This is a genomic window from Pseudomonas sp. LBUM1644, from assembly GCF_059716195.1.
The window spans coordinates 5542072-5556305 of sequence record NZ_CP166812.1; the positions used below are offsets into that span (position 1 = coordinate 5542072).

Below are 14234 nucleotides of genomic sequence, written 5' to 3' on the forward strand. Positions count from 1 at the left end.
GGAGCTGCCGAAGGCTGCGATCTTTTGATCTTCAGCGGTAAAACACCGAATACCCGAGCTGCCCCACCGCCTCATTCAACAACTGCCCGGATTGCCAGATCGACTTGAACTCGGGCATCCAGCCGCCCAGCGGTCGGGCGTTGTCCACGCCTAAAAAACCGACCGGCGCCGGCACCACTTCAAACCCTGCCTTCTGAAAACTCCAGACTGCCCGGGGCATATGCCAGGCCTGAGTCACGACTACCACACGCTTGATCCCTTGCGGCAGCAACACCTCGGCGCTGAACTGTGCGTTCTCCCAGGTCGTACGGCTGCGCCCTTCCTGCCAACGCACAGTCACGCCGAAATCATCGAGCAAAGAGTCCGCCATCAATTTGGCTTCGGTCGGCGGTGTACCGTAATGCAGGCCGCCGCTGGTCAGGATCGGCAAGCCCGAGGCCTTGGCCAGTCTTGCGGCATAACGTTCTCGCCCCAGACCGACACCGGTTGGCTGATCGGCCCCCCAGGCAAGATCGCCACGTTCACGACCCGAACCCAGCACCACGATTGCGTCCGCGCGCTGGCCCAGCGTTGACCATTCCTCGCGCGCCAGCGGCGGTTCACGTTCAAGGGCCGCTGCGCCCCACTGCACCATCACCGGCAGGCTCATCAACCAAAAGCCACCCACACCCAGCGCAAAGCACGCCCCGGCAAGGCGTGGCCTTGAGCGGCGCAGCCACCAGGCAAGCACCAACAACAGCAAGAGAAGGCCGGGCGGCAAGAGAAGTTGTTTCACAAAATAACGAAAAGGCATCGAGCATCTCCAGAGATGCTCGAAGCCTAAGTGGGTTGACGCAATGCGACAACAAATGCGGAAGGACTATGCTCTAAATAAACATCAGCCATGGCTTCAGCTTCAAGTGCCCTTACTTGAATTGCAGAGACCGGACCTTTACCGAGTCCCTGCCGGGAGTCTTGTCCTTGAGCCAGATGATCTTGGCCGAACGTGGTGCATCGAGTTGCTTCACTGCTTCTGACAAGCATCCGTGTGTCTCACGTTCACTGCGATCCAGATACGCCTTGACCAGTGCAAACTCAGCGGGGCTCAAGCCACGCAGTTCCAGCTCAAGAGGACGTTCATCACGCAGCCGCCCGGCGGTTTTTGCCGCGTCCAGGGCGATTCCCAGACGATCAATCAGTCTTTCGTACAGCTCCGGTTTTGTAGCTTTTTGCTGTGACTCAACCATCCCTCACCTCATTGAAGATAAGACCTACTCCCCATTTAGAGCTTAGCTTCGCTGAACAAACCGGCTGAACGCCGCGACCAACGGCCCTCGCAGCGTTTTTTGCGAGACGCGCGGCAGCAATCAGGGTTTCCCTCGGTAGAGTGCGGTCATGTATGCTACGGCGCTTCCTGTAACTCCACTTCCAGCTTGCCTGGGCAGCGAAACGCCGATTCGGCGTGATCATCGCCCAGCGTTGCATCGAAGAGGATTAGGCCACCCCTATTCAGTTCAAAAGTAGCCATGCACGAACAATATCAGCCCCGTGAAATCGAAGCCGCCGCCCAGTCGTTCTGGGACGAGCAAAAGTCCTTTGAAGTCAGTGAACAGCCAGGCAAGGAGACTTTCTACTGCCTGTCGATGTTCCCTTACCCCAGCGGCAAGCTACACATGGGGCACGTGCGCAACTACACCATCGGCGACGTGATCTCCCGCTATCAGCGCATGCAAGGCAAGAACGTCCTGCAACCCATGGGTTGGGACGCCTTCGGCATGCCGGCGGAAAACGCCGCGATGAAGAACAACGTAGCGCCCGCCAAGTGGACCTACGAAAACATCGCCTACATGAAGACCCAGTTGCGCAGCCTCGGCCTGGCGGTGGACTGGTCCCGTGAAGTGACCACCTGCAAGCCGGATTACTACCGCTGGGAACAATGGCTGTTCACTCGCCTGTTCGAAAAAGGCGTGATCTACAAAAAAAGCGGCACCGTGAACTGGGACCCGGTCGACCAGACCGTCCTGGCCAACGAACAGGTGATCGACGGTCGCGGCTGGCGTTCCGGCGCGCTGATCGAAAAGCGCGAAATCCCGATGTACTACTTCAAGATCACCGCGTACGCGGATGAACTGCTGGAGAGCCTCGACGATCTGCCGGGCTGGCCTGAACAGGTCAAGACCATGCAGCGCAACTGGATCGGCAAATCCCGCGGGATGGAAGTGCAGTTCCCGTACGACGTCGCCTCCATTGGTGAAACCGGTGCCCTGAAAGTCTTCACTACCCGTCCGGACACCCTGATGGGCGCGACTTACGTTGCCGTGGCCGCCGAACACCACCTGGCCACCCTGGCCGCGCTGAACAACCCTGAGCTGCAGGCGTTCATCGCCGAATGCAAGGGCGGCAGCGTCGCTGAAGCCGACGTCGCCACTCAAGAGAAAAAAGGCTTGCCGACCTCGCTGTTCGTCGAGCACCCGCTGACCGGTGAGAAACTCCCGGTATGGGTCGCCAACTACGTGCTGATGCACTACGGCGACGGCGCGGTCATGGCTGTTCCGGCGCACGACGAACGCGATTTCGAGTTCGCCACCAAGTACAACCTGCCGATCAAGTCCGTGGTGCGCACCAGTTCCGGTGACAGCAACCCGGCGCCTTGGCAGGATGCTTACGGCGAGCACGGCACGCTGATCAATTCCGGCGAGTTCGACGGTCTCGACTTCGCCGGCGCTTTCGACGCCATCGAAGTCGCGCTGATCAAGAAGAACCTCGGTGCCTCGCGCACCCAGTTCCGCCTGCGCGACTGGGGCATCAGCCGTCAGCGCTATTGGGGCTGCCCAATCCCGATCATTCACTGCGGCACCTGCGGTGATGTGCCGGTCCCGGAAGATCAATTGCCTGTGATACTGCCGGAAGACGTCGTTCCGGATGGTGCGGGTTCGCCACTGGCGCGCATGCCCGAGTTCTACGAGTGCGAGTGCCCGAAATGCGGCGCACCGGCCAAGCGTGAAACCGACACCATGGACACCTTCGTCGAGTCCTCGTGGTACTACGCCCGCTACGCCTCGCCGCACTATGAAGGCGGCCTGGTGGAAAAATCCGCGGCCGACCACTGGTTGCCGGTGGATCAGTACATCGGCGGTATCGAACACGCCATTCTGCACCTGCTCTACGCGCGCTTCTTCCACAAGCTGATGCGCGACGAAGGCCTGGTGAGCTCCGACGAGCCGTTCAAGAACCTGCTGACCCAAGGCATGGTGATTGCCGAGACTTACTATCGTCGCGAAGCCAACGGTGCCTACACGTGGTTCAACCCGGCGGACGTCGAACTCGAACGCGACAGCAAGGCCAAGGTCATTAGCGCCAAGCTGATCGCAGACGGCTTGCCGGTGGAAATCGGTGGCACCGAGAAGATGGCCAAGTCGAAGAACAATGGCGTTGACCCACAGTCGATGATTGACCAGTTCGGCGCAGACACCTGCCGCCTGTTCATGATGTTCGCCTCGCCACCCGACATGAGCGCGGAATGGTCCGACTCCGGCGTAGAAGGTTCGCACCGTTTCCTCAAGCGCGTCTGGCGCCTGGCACAAGCGCACGTCACTCAGGGCCTGCCGGGCACACTGGACGTCGCTGGCCTGAACGACGAGCAGAAAGCCATTCGCCGTTCGATCCACCACGCCATCAAGCAGGCCAGCCACGACGTCGGCCAGAACCACAAATTCAACACCGCCATCGCCCAGGTCATGACGCTGATGAACGTGCTGGAAAAAGCGCCGCAAGGCACCGAGCAGGATCGCGCACTGGTTCAGGAAGGTCTGGAAACCGTGACGCTGCTGCTGGCGCCGATCACCCCGCACATCAGCCACGAGCTGTGGAATCAACTGGGTCACGCCGACCCGGTGATCGACGCAGGTTGGCCGGTGCTGGACGAAAGCGCCCTGGTGCAGGACAGCCTGACGCTGGTCATCCAGGTCAACGGCAAGCTGCGCGGCCAGATTGAAATGCCGGCCACCGCGACGCGCGAAGAAGTTGAAGCCGCGGCGCGGACCAACGAAAACGTGCTGCGCTTTGTCGACGGCCTGACTATTCGTAAAGTGATCGTAGTGCCCGGGAAACTGGTCAATATCGTCGCCAGTTAATTGGATCAGGCGCCAGGTCATGCCTGGCGCCGAGTAAAACCTTTCGGGCCGCATGATCGGCCCACCTGGTTTCAAGGGGAGCAACAAGATGATCAAACGCAATTTGCTGGTGATGGGCCTCGCCGTTCTGCTGAGCGCCTGCGGGTTCCAGCTGCGCGGCACCGGCACCACCGAACTGGCGATCAAGGAACTCGACCTGAGCGCGCGTAACGCCTACGGCGAAACCGTGACGCAGTTGCGCCAGGTACTGGAAAGCAGCGGCGTCAAGGTTTACACCGGCGCTCCCTATAAACTGGTGCTGACCGACGAGCAGGAAAGCCAGCGCATCCTCAGCTATGCGGGTGCCGGTCGAACGGGTGAGTATCAGGTGACAACGGTGCTGAACTACGACATCCGTGGGGCCCACGACCTGTCGCTGCTGAGTGACAAGCTCGAAGTGCAGAAAATCTTTATCCATGACGGCAACAACCTCGTAGGTTCCGACCAGGAGGCCGTCACTGCCCGCTCCGAAACACGTCGTGAACTGATTCAACGCATGATGCTGCGCCTGCAGCAGATCTCGCCGACCCAGCTGGATCAATTGCAGCAGACCGCCGAAGCCAAGGCCAAGGCCGAAGCCGCGGCGCTGGAAGCCGCGCAAAAGGCTGAAGCGGACACTCCGCGCCAGTCGCCCGTCCAGCTGCCGCAGCAGTAAGACTTACGGGGCGCTCAGGCGCCCCGTTCGCCCTCTCTTATGAAGCTCGCTCCCGCCCAACTCGCAAAACACCTGCAAGGTGCCCTCGCGCCGGTCTACATCATCAGCGGCGATGACCCGTTGCTGTGCCAGGAAGCTGCCGATTCCATCCGTGCGGCCGCCCGCCAACAGGGTTTCGACGAACGCCAGGTCTTTGCCGCCGATGCCAGTTTCGACTGGGGCACGCTGCTGCAAGCGGGTGCAAGCATGTCGTTGTTCGCCGAAAAGCGCTTGCTGGAATTGCGTCTACCGTCCGGCAAACCCGGGGACAAGGGCGCTGCCGCGTTCATCGAGTACTGCTCGCGTCCCGCGGAAGACACGGTGCTGCTGATCAGCCTGCCGAAACTGGATGGCAGTGCGCAGAAAACCAAGTGGGGCAAGGCGCTGGTCGAAGGCCAGCAGACCCAGTTCGTGCAGATCTGGCCGGTGGAAGCCAACCAGTTGCCGAGCTGGATCCGTCAGCGGCTGTCACAGGCCGGGCTTTCCGCCAGCCAGGACGCGGTCGAACTGATCGCGGCGCGGGTCGAAGGCAACTTGCTCGCCGCCGCCCAGGAAATCGAGAAGCTCAAGCTGATGGCCGAAGGCGGGCAGATCACCGTCGAAACCGTGCAGGCTGCGGTGGCCGACAGTGCACGCTTCGATGTCTTCGGCCTGACAGATGCCATTCTCAACGGCGAGGCGGCTCATGCCCTGCGCATGCTCGAAGGGCTGCGCGGTGAAGGCGTCGAACCGCCGGTGATACTGTGGGCCCTGGCGCGGGAACTGCGCCTGCTGGCCAGTCTGTCGCTGCAATACAGCCAGGGCATACCGCTGGACAAAGCCTTCAGCTCCGCCCGTCCGCCCGTCTGGGACAAGCGTAAACCGCTGATGAGCAAAGCCCTGCAACGCTACTCGGCGCAACGCTGGGCGCAGCTGTTGCTGGAAGCTCAGCGCATCGATGCGCAGATCAAGGGCCAGGCCGCGGGTTCGCCGTGGATGAGTTTGAGCCGGTTGGCGTTGTTGATGGCCGGCCAGAGATTGTCGTTGCCTGCCGAATAGATCAAAAGATCGCAGCCTCCGGCAGCTCCTACAGGGTGACCCATGTAGGAGCTGCCGGAGACTGCGATCTTTTGATCTTGCTTCCTACACAAAACACATCCATTTGCACTATAGACAGAACCCGAACTTCGGCCGATGATTTGCCCCGCAAAACCCACTCACTTGCGAGAAATCATCATGAGCAAAAAGCCATCCAGGCATGGCCCCAACAAGGCCAAATCCATCATCGCCCAGCCACTGTTCCGCAGCCGTCAGGAACCCGCCGGCAAGGGCAAAGGCAGCTACCGCCGCGAAGCCTTCCAGTCTAAAAGCTGGGAGGCTTCTTACTTTCTGGCGGCCTGAAAGGCAGGCGTTCGCTCAACATGTTAAGGTCTGTACCTGATTCGTTTTCCCTGGACCCGTGCATGCCCCTTAGTCTTTCCCGTCGTTGGCACCTGCGCCAACTGATCGCTGCCTCCAGCCTCATTTTGCTTGTCGCCTGCGCGGAAAAACCAACCGCCGCCGACGCCCAGCCGCTTCAGACCCTTCCCGTCGCTACAGCCCCTGCGGTCATTCCGCCGGTGGTTCCGACCGGTGAAAACCTCGACATCCAGCCGACCCAGACCTTCGCCGAATGGCAAGCGGGTTTCCGCAAGGATGCGCTGGCCGCCGGTATCCGCGCCGACCTGTTCGACCGCGCCTTCGCCGACGTCAGCTTCGACCCCAGCGTGATTCGTGCCGACCGCAGCCAACCGGAATTTTCCCGCCCGGTGTGGGAATACCTCGACGGCGCCCTGTCTCCCCTGCGCGTACGCAAAGGCCAGGCGCTGGTCAGCCAATACGCCGACATCCTGCAAAGCATCGAGCAGCGCTATGGCGTTGATCGTCAGGCACTGGTGGCGGTGTGGGGCATGGAAAGTAACTTCGGTCAGTTCCAGGGCAACAAGTCGGTGATCAACTCGCTGGCGACCCTGGCCTACGAAGGCCGTCGTCCCGGATTCGCCCAGGCGCAACTGATCGCCGCCCTGCAGATTCTGCAACAGGGCGACATCACACCTGAAAAAATGCTCGGTTCCTGGGCCGGTGCCATGGGCCAGACCCAATTCATCCCGACCACCTACAACACCCACGCCGTAGACTTCGATGGCGATGGCCGTCGCGATATCTGGAACAGCCCCGCCGATGCCCTGGCCTCGACCGCGCACTACCTGCAAAGCTCCGGCTGGCAGAAAGGCCAGCCATGGGGCTTCGAAGTGCAATTGCCGGGTAGTTTCAACTACATCCTGGCCGATGGCACGATTCGCAAGAGCGTTGCCGAATGGCTGCAACTGGGCGTCACGCTGCCCGAGGGTGCCAAGGCCCCGGCAGGTTCCGAACACCTGTCCGCCGCCCTGCTGCTACCCGCCGGTTACCGTGGCCCGGCCTTCCTGGTCCTCGACAACTTCCGCGCGATCCTCAAGTACAACAACTCGTCGTCCTATGCGTTGGCCGTGAGTCTGTTGTCCGAGCGTTTCAATGGCGGCGGCTTGATCAGCGGCGCCTGGCCAAAAGATGATTTGCCGTTGAGCCGTACCGAGCGGATCGAACTGCAGAGTTTGCTGAGTGCCCAGAACTACGACGCGGGCAATCCCGATGGGATCATTGGCGCCAATACCCGCAAGGCCATCCGCAGCGCCCAGCAATCGTTTGGCTGGCCGGCGGATGGGTATCCGACGCACAAGCTGCTGGAAGGCCTTCGTAGCCGCTAAAAGCTTCGCGAGCAAGCCCGCTCCCACATTTGATTTGTGTGCGACACAGATTAAATGTGGGAGCGGGCTTGCTCGCGAAGACTGAATAACTGGCGATTACAATCTAGCGACTGACAACTACATCCTGCTCCAACACCAACTCCTTGCTCCCCGCATCCAGCCTCACCAACGCGCCCATCGGCAACGTCAGGTTCGGGTCGCAATGCCCACTGCGCCACCCGGCCAGCACCGGTATCCGCAACGACTCAAAGGCCTGCTTCAGCAACCGTTCCAGCGCAGACGTATCCACCCCGGCCACATCCCCTACCAGAATCCCACGCAGCTTGCCCAATGTTCCCGCCAGACGCAGATGCGTGAGCAACCGGTCGATGCGATACAACGGCTCGTTAATGTCTTCGATAAACAGAATGACACCTTCGGCATCAATCTCATACGGCGTGCCCATGGTCGCGGCAATCATCGACAGATTGCCGCCCAACAAACGCCCGTGAGCGATGCCAGGTTCAATGGTGGTCAACGGAAAGGCCTTCGGGTGCGCCAGGAGGCTACCGGCCTTCACTTGGCCCCTGAGCATGTTGAAAAACGATGACTCGGTCGGTTGCTGCCGGTCACCCAGCAGATCGGCGTTCAGCAATGGCCCATGGAACGTCACGAAACCCGCATAACGGCTGATTGCCAAATGCAGCGCGGTGATGTCGCTGTAGCCGATGAACGGCTTGGCGTTATTGCGCAGCAGCTCGAAGTCGATGCGATCAAGCAGTCGCGGTGTACCGTAACCGCCTCGCAGACAGATGATGGCGTCGATCTCGGTATCGGCAAACGCCGCGTGCAAATCATTGAGTCGTACATCGTCGCTACCGGCCAGGTAGCCTTCCTTTTTGTACACCCCGGGAAACACCCGTAGCGAATAACCGCGAGCGCGCATCCACTCGACGGCTTTGTGGGTGTCCAGCGCTGCGGGACCGGCGGGCGCAATGACGCCGATCACACCTTCCGACGGCAAGGCAGGCACAGCAGCATGTGGACAAAGGTTGTGGGTCGGTCGAACGGTCATCCATGAATCTCCCAGCGTGAACACTTCATCACACAGTAGTCAGGAACGGGGACAAACAGAAGAGGCTTCGTCGCCCGCAGGTTGCAGAAAAATCCGTCACCACGGTGAGTAAGGCAAAAAAACGCCCGCAAGACTGAATGCCTTGCGGGCGCTTTCCATTTCTCTCAGCCGATCACGACGACATCAGCTCAGCTTTAACCAGCTTCGCCTGCTCGTCGGCGTGGTACGACGAACGTACCAGCGGGCCGGAAGCGACGTTCTTGAAGCCCATTTTGTAACCTTCTTCGGCAAACCAGGCGAACGTGTCCGGGTGCACGAAGCGCTGGACCGGCAAGTGGCTGCGAGACGGTTGCAAGTACTGACCCAGGGTCAGCATGTCGATGTCGTGTTCGCGCATGCGCTTCATGACTTCGATGACTTCTTCGTCGGTTTCGCCCAGACCCAGCATCAGGCCGGACTTGGTCGGAATGTGCGGCATCATCTGTTTGAAGCGTTGCAGCAGGGTCAACGACCACTGGTAATCCGAACCCGGACGCGCAGCCTTGTAAAGGCGCGGTACGGTTTCCAGGTTGTGGTTGAACACATCTGGCGGCTCGGCGGCGGTAATTTCCAGCGCCACGTCCATGCGACCACGATAGTCCGGGACCAGGGTTTCGAGCTGCACGTTCGGCGACAGCTTGCGGATCTCGCGGATGCAATCGGCAAAGTGCTGGGCACCGCCGTCACGCAGGTCGTCGCGGTCAACCGAGGTGATCACCACGTACTTGAGCTTCAGGTCGGCGATAGCGATCGCCAGGCTTTCCGGCTCGTTGACGTCCAAAGGCTTTGGACGGCCGTGGCCGACGTCGCAGAACGGGCAACGACGGGTGCAGATGTCGCCCATGATCATGAAGGTCGCGGTGCCTCCGGAGAAGCACTCGCCCAGGTTCGGGCAGGACGCTTCTTCGCACACGCTGTGCAGCTTGTGTTTGCGCAGCAGAGCCTTGATCCGGTCGACTTCCGGGGAAATCGGGATGCGCACGCGAATCCAGTCAGGCTTCTTTGGCAGTTCGGTGGTCGGAATGATCTTTACCGGGATGCGTGCAACCTTCTCGGCGCCGCGCAGCTTGACGCCGGCTTCAACCTTGGCACGCGGGGCCGGACGCTCGGTGACATCCAGCGTCGGGATCATGGTTTGCACTGCATCAGTAGTCATATCAGTCGATTCCGCCCGTTAGGGTCGTCTGCTCAGCATAGTCGAGGTGTTTGACGAGCTGCGCGCGCAGCCGGGCACTTACCTCGGCAAATTCAATCGATCCTGCGTGATCGCGCAGCTGGGTCATCGCCAGCCCGGCGTAGCCGCAGGGATTAATCCGTCGAAACGGTTCCAGGTCCATGTCCACGTTCAAGGCCAGGCCATGAAAGGAGCAACCGTGGCGGATCCGCAGACCCAGGGAAGCGATTTTCGCCCCGTCGACGTAGACACCCGGCGCATCCGGCTTGGCCGCCGCCGTGACGCCGTAACTGGCCAGCAACTCGATCAGGCAGTGTTCCATGCGGGTGACCAGGTCACGCACACCGAAACCCAGCTTGCGCACATCGAGCAACAGGTAGGCGACCAACTGGCCCGGACCATGGTAAGTCACCTGACCACCACGATCGACCTGCACCACCGGAATATCACCCGGAAGCAACAAGTGCTCGGCCTTGCCGGCCTGCCCCTGAGTGAACACCGGCGGGTGTTCCACCAGCCAAATCTCGTCCGCGGCATCGGTGCCGCGTTCGTTGGTGAAGCGTTGCATGGCATGCCAGACCGGCTCATAAGCCATCTGGCCGAGCTCGCGAAAGCCCAGCGTGCCAGACATCACAACACCATGTGCACGAAACCGGTAGCCCGCAGTTCGCTGTTGATGTCGTACAGCTGGTCTTGCCCGGTAGCGATGATGTGCAACTGGATAGTGGTGTACTTGCCGTTACTGCTCTGGCGTTCGTCCACCTTCTCATCGTTGATCGTCGCGTGTTTCTTGACGATATCGATGATCTTTTGCTTGATGTCCACAATGGTGTCGCCGATCACTTTGATCGGATAATCATTGGCTGGGAATTCGATCTTTGGCGCCTTTACTTCGGTATCTGTCATGGCGTAACGGCCTCGTAAGCCGTGGCAACGGACATGACCCCGCTCCGGATTGGAACGGGGTCATGCAAGTCCACACTAATTCAGTTGAACAAGCCGTAGAAGAATAGACGGATGCTATCCCACATGCGGCGGAAGATACCACCCTCCTCGACAGCGTCGAGAGCGATCAGGTCGGCGCTGTGCACCACCTTGTCGTCCAGTTTCACTTCGACTTTACCGATCACGTCGCCCTTGGCGATTGGCGCAACCAGTTGCGGGTTCATGGTCATGCTGGCGGCGAGCTTTTTCAACTGGCCTTTTGGCAGGGTCATGGTCAGGTCTTCAGCCAGGCCGGCCTTGACTTGATTGGTGGTGCCTTTCCAGACAGGAGCCTGAGCCAGCTCGGCGCCTTTCTGATAGAAGGTCTGGGTTTCGAAGAAGCGGAAACCGTAAGTCAGCAGCTTCTGGGTTTCAGAGGCGCGGGCCACTTCGCTGTTGGTGCCGAACACCACGGCGATCAGGCGCATGCCATCACGTACAGCCGAAGACACCATGCAGTAGCCAGCTTCGTCGGTGTGACCGGTTTTCAGGCCATCAACAGTCTTGTCGCGCCACAGCAGCAGGTTACGGTTAGGTTGCTTGATGCCGTTCCAGAAGAACTCTTTCTGCGAGTAGATCGCGTAGTGAGCCGGATCTTCGTGAATGATCGCGCGAGCCAGCACCGCCATGTCGTGAGCCGACGAGTAGTGCTCAGGGTTCGGCAGGCCGGTCGGGTTCATGAAGTGGGTGTTGGTCATGCCCAGGTCGGCCACGGTTTTGTTCATCAGGTCGGCGAACGCGTCTTCGCTACCGGCGATGTGCTCGGAAAGCGCAACACTGGCGTCGTTACCCGACTGAATGATGATGCCGTGCAGCAGGTCGCTGACAGTGACTTGCGAGCCGACCTTGATGAACATCCGCGAACCGCCGGTACGCCAGGCATTCTCGCTGACGGTCACCGGATCGTTTTCGCCGATCTGGCCACGACGGATTTCCAGGGTCGCGATGTACGCGGTCATCAGCTTGGTCAGGCTGGCCGGTGGCAGACGCTGGTCACCATTGTTCTCGACCAGCACGTTGCCGCTGCTGGCGTCCATGAGCACGTAGGCCTTGGCGGCCAGTTGTGGTGGCGACGGCATCATCTCGACCGCGAACGCGGCGGGTGAGAGTAGCAGCGGGACTAACAGGAACAGGCGTTTGGCAAAGGTGGTGATGTTCATCCGTCTCTCGAAATCGCTAATGGAAACTGCCCATGGGCAAAACTAATCAAACAGCTTTCTAACGAGCTGTCGCGTGTTCAGTTGTTCAACTCAGAACCCTTGCCGGGCTTTTGTTCTTCACGAGCCAACAACCCGGTTCACCCCCCAACTGCAAGCGAACCGTCAATCAAGTACTACGTGTTACTCGGCGGTGACCAGGCTCGGAGAACCGAGATTGGCCATTCGCACGCTGTTCTGCACCTGCTGGATTTCACCCTGGGAGCCGATCGGCCCCAGGCGTACCCGATGCAGTGTCTGTTGGTTGCGCACGATCGAGCTGATGAACACCGGAGCGCTCACCATCCCGCTGAGCTTCGATCTCAGGAGTTCTGCAGCGTCCGGGTTGGCGAACGCGCCCACCTGCAGATACTGGCCAGAGGCTGGTACAGAAGCGTTTTTTTTTGCATCGATCTGCACGGGCACTACAGCGGCGGCGTGTTGCTGCGGCGGCGGTGTCCATTGCTCGACCTTCCCCGCCGAAGCGGTAATCGTCGGCGCGGCATTTTGCGCTACTTGAGGCTCATTGAGCATCAAAGGCGCCGGACGGCCCTTGGCAGCCCACCACGTTTGCGGGTCGATACCTTCAACCTTGACCCTCGCCGTGCCGATTTCGGCATAGCCGAGCTTTTTGGCGGCGGCGTAGGACAAGTCGATGATGCGGTCCGAGTAGAACGGCCCACGGTCGTTGACCCGCAGGACCACGCTCTTGTTGTTGTCCAGGTTGGTCACCCGAACATAACTCGGCAGCGGTAAGGTCTTGTGCGCGGCACTCATGCCGTACAGGTCATACACTTCGCCGTTGGCGGTGTTCTGCCCGTGGAACTTGGTCCCGTACCACGAAGCCGTGCCCGAGGCGACATACGTCTTGGAGTCCTGCAGCGGGAAGTAGGTCTTGCCCAGCACAGTGTACGGGTTGGCCTTGTAAGGACCGCTGTGCAGGGTCGGCGTGGCATCCGGGATGCGCGAAACGTCGACGTCCCACCAAGGTGCGCCATCTTTGTGGGCACGGTTGACGTCCAGCCCCGGCATGGCGCGCACGGCGGTTCCAGAGGTCTTCTGGGTCGGCGCGCGGCTGGTCGAACAACTGGCGACCAGCACCGCCAACGCGGCGAATGCCATCAGCTTCAGGGGTTTATTCATAGGCAATGCCCGCATTACTTGACGCCCCGTGCTTGGACCAGCTGTTCAGACAGTTGATGTACCGCCATGGCGTACATCACGCTGCGGTTATAACGCGTGATTGCGTAAAAATTCTTCAGGCCCATCCAGTATTCGGGGCCATTGTCGCCTTCCAGACGGAAAGCCGTGACCGGCATGTCATCGCGAAGCGCATCATGACTCGACCAGCCCAAGGCTCGCAACTCCCCGACCGTTTTAGTCGGCTCGATGCCCGTGGTCAAACCTTCGTCGACCTGATCGCCACGCACGTCAGCGCGACTGACGACCGGTTCGCCCGCCACCCAGCCGTGACGCTTGAAATAACTGGCAACGCTGCCGATGGCATCGTCCGGATTGGTCCAGATATTGATGTGACCGTCACCGTCAAAGTCCACCGCATACGCGCGAAAACTGCTCGGCATGAACTGCGGCAACCCCATGGCGCCGGCATAGGAGCCTTTGAGGGTCAACGGATCAACCTGCTCTTCACGGGCCAGCAGCAGGAACTCACGCAATTCCTTGCGGAAGAATTCAGCACGGGGAGGATAGTCGAACCCCAGGGTCGACAACGCGTCGATCACCCGATAATTGCCGGTATTGCGGCCGAAAAAGGTCTCGACACCAATGATCGAAACAATCACTTGCGCCGGCACGCCGTATTCCTGCTCCGCGCGCGCCAATACGGCCTCGTGCTGACGCCAGAAGTCCACACCACGGGCGATGCGCGCATCGGTGATGAACATCGGGCGATACTCGTTCCATTGCTTGACCCGCTCGGCGGGTTTCGAGATCGCGTCCAGAATCCCCTGCTTGCGCTCGGCTTCGCGGAACACACCCATCAGCTGTTCACCGGCGAACCCGTAGTCGCGGGTCATTTCACCAACGAATTCGGCCACCTGGGGTGTGCCTTCGTAATCGCCGGCCAACGCTTCCTGCGCAGTGCCAAGGATGCTTACCAGGCCGACCCACGACGCATTTCGAGTCGCCCAGCCACGCATTTCTTGCATTGAAATCTT

14 protein-coding genes are annotated in these 14234 nt (G+C 60.3%); 5 read left to right on the top strand and 9 right to left on the bottom strand.

The features are described from left to right. Positions 1–31 precede the first annotated feature (31 nt). Together ACA052_RS25415 and ACA052_RS25420 are read right to left on the bottom strand one after the other, a co-directional pair. Positions 32–793, bottom strand: a complete 762-nt coding sequence (locus tag ACA052_RS25415) for a YdcF family protein (protein WP_497647306.1) — start codon at positions 791–793, stop codon at positions 32–34. Positions 794–905: 112 nt separating this feature from the next. Further along, positions 906–1226 carry a hypothetical protein gene (locus ACA052_RS25420; protein WP_497647307.1) on the bottom strand — a complete coding sequence of 107 codons (321 nt, stop codon included), beginning with the start codon at positions 1224–1226 and terminating at the stop codon, positions 906–908. A gap of 279 nt (positions 1227–1505) precedes the next feature. Here ACA052_RS25420 and leuS point away from each other — a divergent pair, with 279 nt between their 5' ends. From leuS to ACA052_RS25445, 5 genes are all read left to right on the top strand, one after another. After that, complete coding sequence (leuS, locus tag ACA052_RS25425) at positions 1506–4112, top strand: leucine--tRNA ligase (RefSeq protein WP_497647308.1); 2607 nt, start codon at positions 1506–1508, stop codon at positions 4110–4112. A gap of 88 nt (positions 4113–4200) precedes the next feature. After that, on the top strand, positions 4201–4806 hold the full coding sequence (locus ACA052_RS25430; protein WP_497647309.1) for an LPS-assembly lipoprotein LptE: 606 nt from the start codon (positions 4201–4203) through the stop codon (positions 4804–4806). Between the two features lie 39 nt (positions 4807–4845). After that, positions 4846–5883 (top strand): DNA polymerase III subunit delta, encoded by a 1038-nt coding sequence (holA, locus tag ACA052_RS25435; protein ID WP_497647310.1) that lies wholly within the window; start codon positions 4846–4848, stop codon positions 5881–5883. A gap of 177 nt (positions 5884–6060) precedes the next feature. Further along, positions 6061–6225, top strand: a complete 165-nt coding sequence (arfA, locus tag ACA052_RS25440; protein ID WP_497647311.1) for an alternative ribosome rescue factor ArfA — start codon at positions 6061–6063, stop codon at positions 6223–6225. Between the two features lie 62 nt (positions 6226–6287). After that, the gene (locus ACA052_RS25445; protein WP_497647312.1) at positions 6288–7610 is read left to right on the top strand and encodes a lytic murein transglycosylase; all 1323 of its coding nucleotides are present in this window, start codon (positions 6288–6290) and stop codon (positions 7608–7610) included. A 103-nt stretch (positions 7611–7713) separates the two neighbouring features. Here ACA052_RS25445 and ACA052_RS25450 read toward each other — a convergent pair whose 3' ends face one another. From ACA052_RS25450 to mltB, 7 genes are all read right to left on the bottom strand, one after another. Next, positions 7714–8664, bottom strand: coding sequence for a S66 peptidase family protein (locus ACA052_RS25450; RefSeq protein ID WP_497647313.1), 951 nt, complete (start codon positions 8662–8664; stop codon positions 7714–7716). Between the two features lie 172 nt (positions 8665–8836). After that, positions 8837–9859, bottom strand: coding sequence for a lipoyl synthase (gene lipA / locus ACA052_RS25455; RefSeq protein WP_090179476.1), 1023 nt, complete (start codon positions 9857–9859; stop codon positions 8837–8839). 1 nt (position 9860) lies between these two features. Then, complete coding sequence (gene lipB, locus ACA052_RS25460) at positions 9861–10508, bottom strand: lipoyl(octanoyl) transferase LipB (protein WP_497647314.1); 648 nt, start codon at positions 10506–10508, stop codon at positions 9861–9863. After that, on the bottom strand, positions 10508–10783 hold the full coding sequence (locus tag ACA052_RS25465) for a DUF493 domain-containing protein (RefSeq protein ID WP_054052426.1): 276 nt from the start codon (positions 10781–10783) through the stop codon (positions 10508–10510). The genes lipB and ACA052_RS25465 overlap by 1 nt, the downstream gene beginning before the upstream one ends. Before the next feature lie 80 nt (positions 10784–10863). Then, a complete protein-coding gene (locus ACA052_RS25470) occupies positions 10864–12021 on the bottom strand; it encodes a D-alanyl-D-alanine carboxypeptidase family protein (protein ID WP_201116124.1) in 1158 nt (385 codons plus the stop codon). A gap of 180 nt (positions 12022–12201) precedes the next feature. Then, complete coding sequence (locus tag ACA052_RS25475) at positions 12202–13215, bottom strand: septal ring lytic transglycosylase RlpA family protein (protein ID WP_497647315.1); 1014 nt, start codon at positions 13213–13215, stop codon at positions 12202–12204. Beyond that, positions 13215–14225 carry a lytic murein transglycosylase B gene (gene mltB, locus ACA052_RS25480; RefSeq protein WP_497647316.1) on the bottom strand — a complete coding sequence of 337 codons (1011 nt, stop codon included), beginning with the start codon at positions 14223–14225 and terminating at the stop codon, positions 13215–13217. Before mltB ends, ACA052_RS25475 begins: the two co-directional genes overlap by 1 nt. Positions 14226–14234: the final 9 nt, after the last annotated feature.

Bases quoted from the DNA above. Each gene is read 5' to 3' on its own strand.
- leuS (WP_497647308.1), top strand. From the start codon at position 1,506: ATGCACGAACAATATCAGCCCCGTGAAATCGAAGCCGCCGCCCAGTCG.
- ACA052_RS25470 (WP_201116124.1), bottom strand. From the start codon at position 12,021: ATGAACATCACCACCTTTGCCAAACGCCTGTTCCTGTTAGTCCCGCTG.
- ACA052_RS25465 (WP_054052426.1), bottom strand. From the start codon at position 10,783: ATGACAGATACCGAAGTAAAGGCGCCAAAGATCGAATTCCCAGCCAAT.
- ACA052_RS25430 (WP_497647309.1), top strand. From the start codon at position 4,201: ATGATCAAACGCAATTTGCTGGTGATGGGCCTCGCCGTTCTGCTGAGC.
- ACA052_RS25420 (WP_497647307.1), bottom strand. From the start codon at position 1,226: ATGGTTGAGTCACAGCAAAAAGCTACAAAACCGGAGCTGTACGAAAGA.
- ACA052_RS25475 (WP_497647315.1), bottom strand. From the start codon at position 13,215: ATGCGGGCATTGCCTATGAATAAACCCCTGAAGCTGATGGCATTCGCC.
- arfA (WP_497647311.1), top strand. From the start codon at position 6,061: ATGAGCAAAAAGCCATCCAGGCATGGCCCCAACAAGGCCAAATCCATC.
- ACA052_RS25445 (WP_497647312.1), top strand. From the start codon at position 6,288: ATGCCCCTTAGTCTTTCCCGTCGTTGGCACCTGCGCCAACTGATCGCT.
- ACA052_RS25450 (WP_497647313.1), bottom strand. From the start codon at position 8,664: ATGACCGTTCGACCGACCCACAACCTTTGTCCACATGCTGCTGTGCCT.
- mltB (WP_497647316.1), bottom strand. From the start codon at position 14,225: ATGCAAGAAATGCGTGGCTGGGCGACTCGAAATGCGTCGTGGGTCGGC.
- ACA052_RS25415 (WP_497647306.1), bottom strand. From the start codon at position 793: ATGCCTTTTCGTTATTTTGTGAAACAACTTCTCTTGCCGCCCGGCCTT.
- holA (WP_497647310.1), top strand. From the start codon at position 4,846: ATGAAGCTCGCTCCCGCCCAACTCGCAAAACACCTGCAAGGTGCCCTC.
- lipA (WP_090179476.1), bottom strand. From the start codon at position 9,859: ATGACTACTGATGCAGTGCAAACCATGATCCCGACGCTGGATGTCACC.
- lipB (WP_497647314.1), bottom strand. From the start codon at position 10,508: ATGTCTGGCACGCTGGGCTTTCGCGAGCTCGGCCAGATGGCTTATGAG.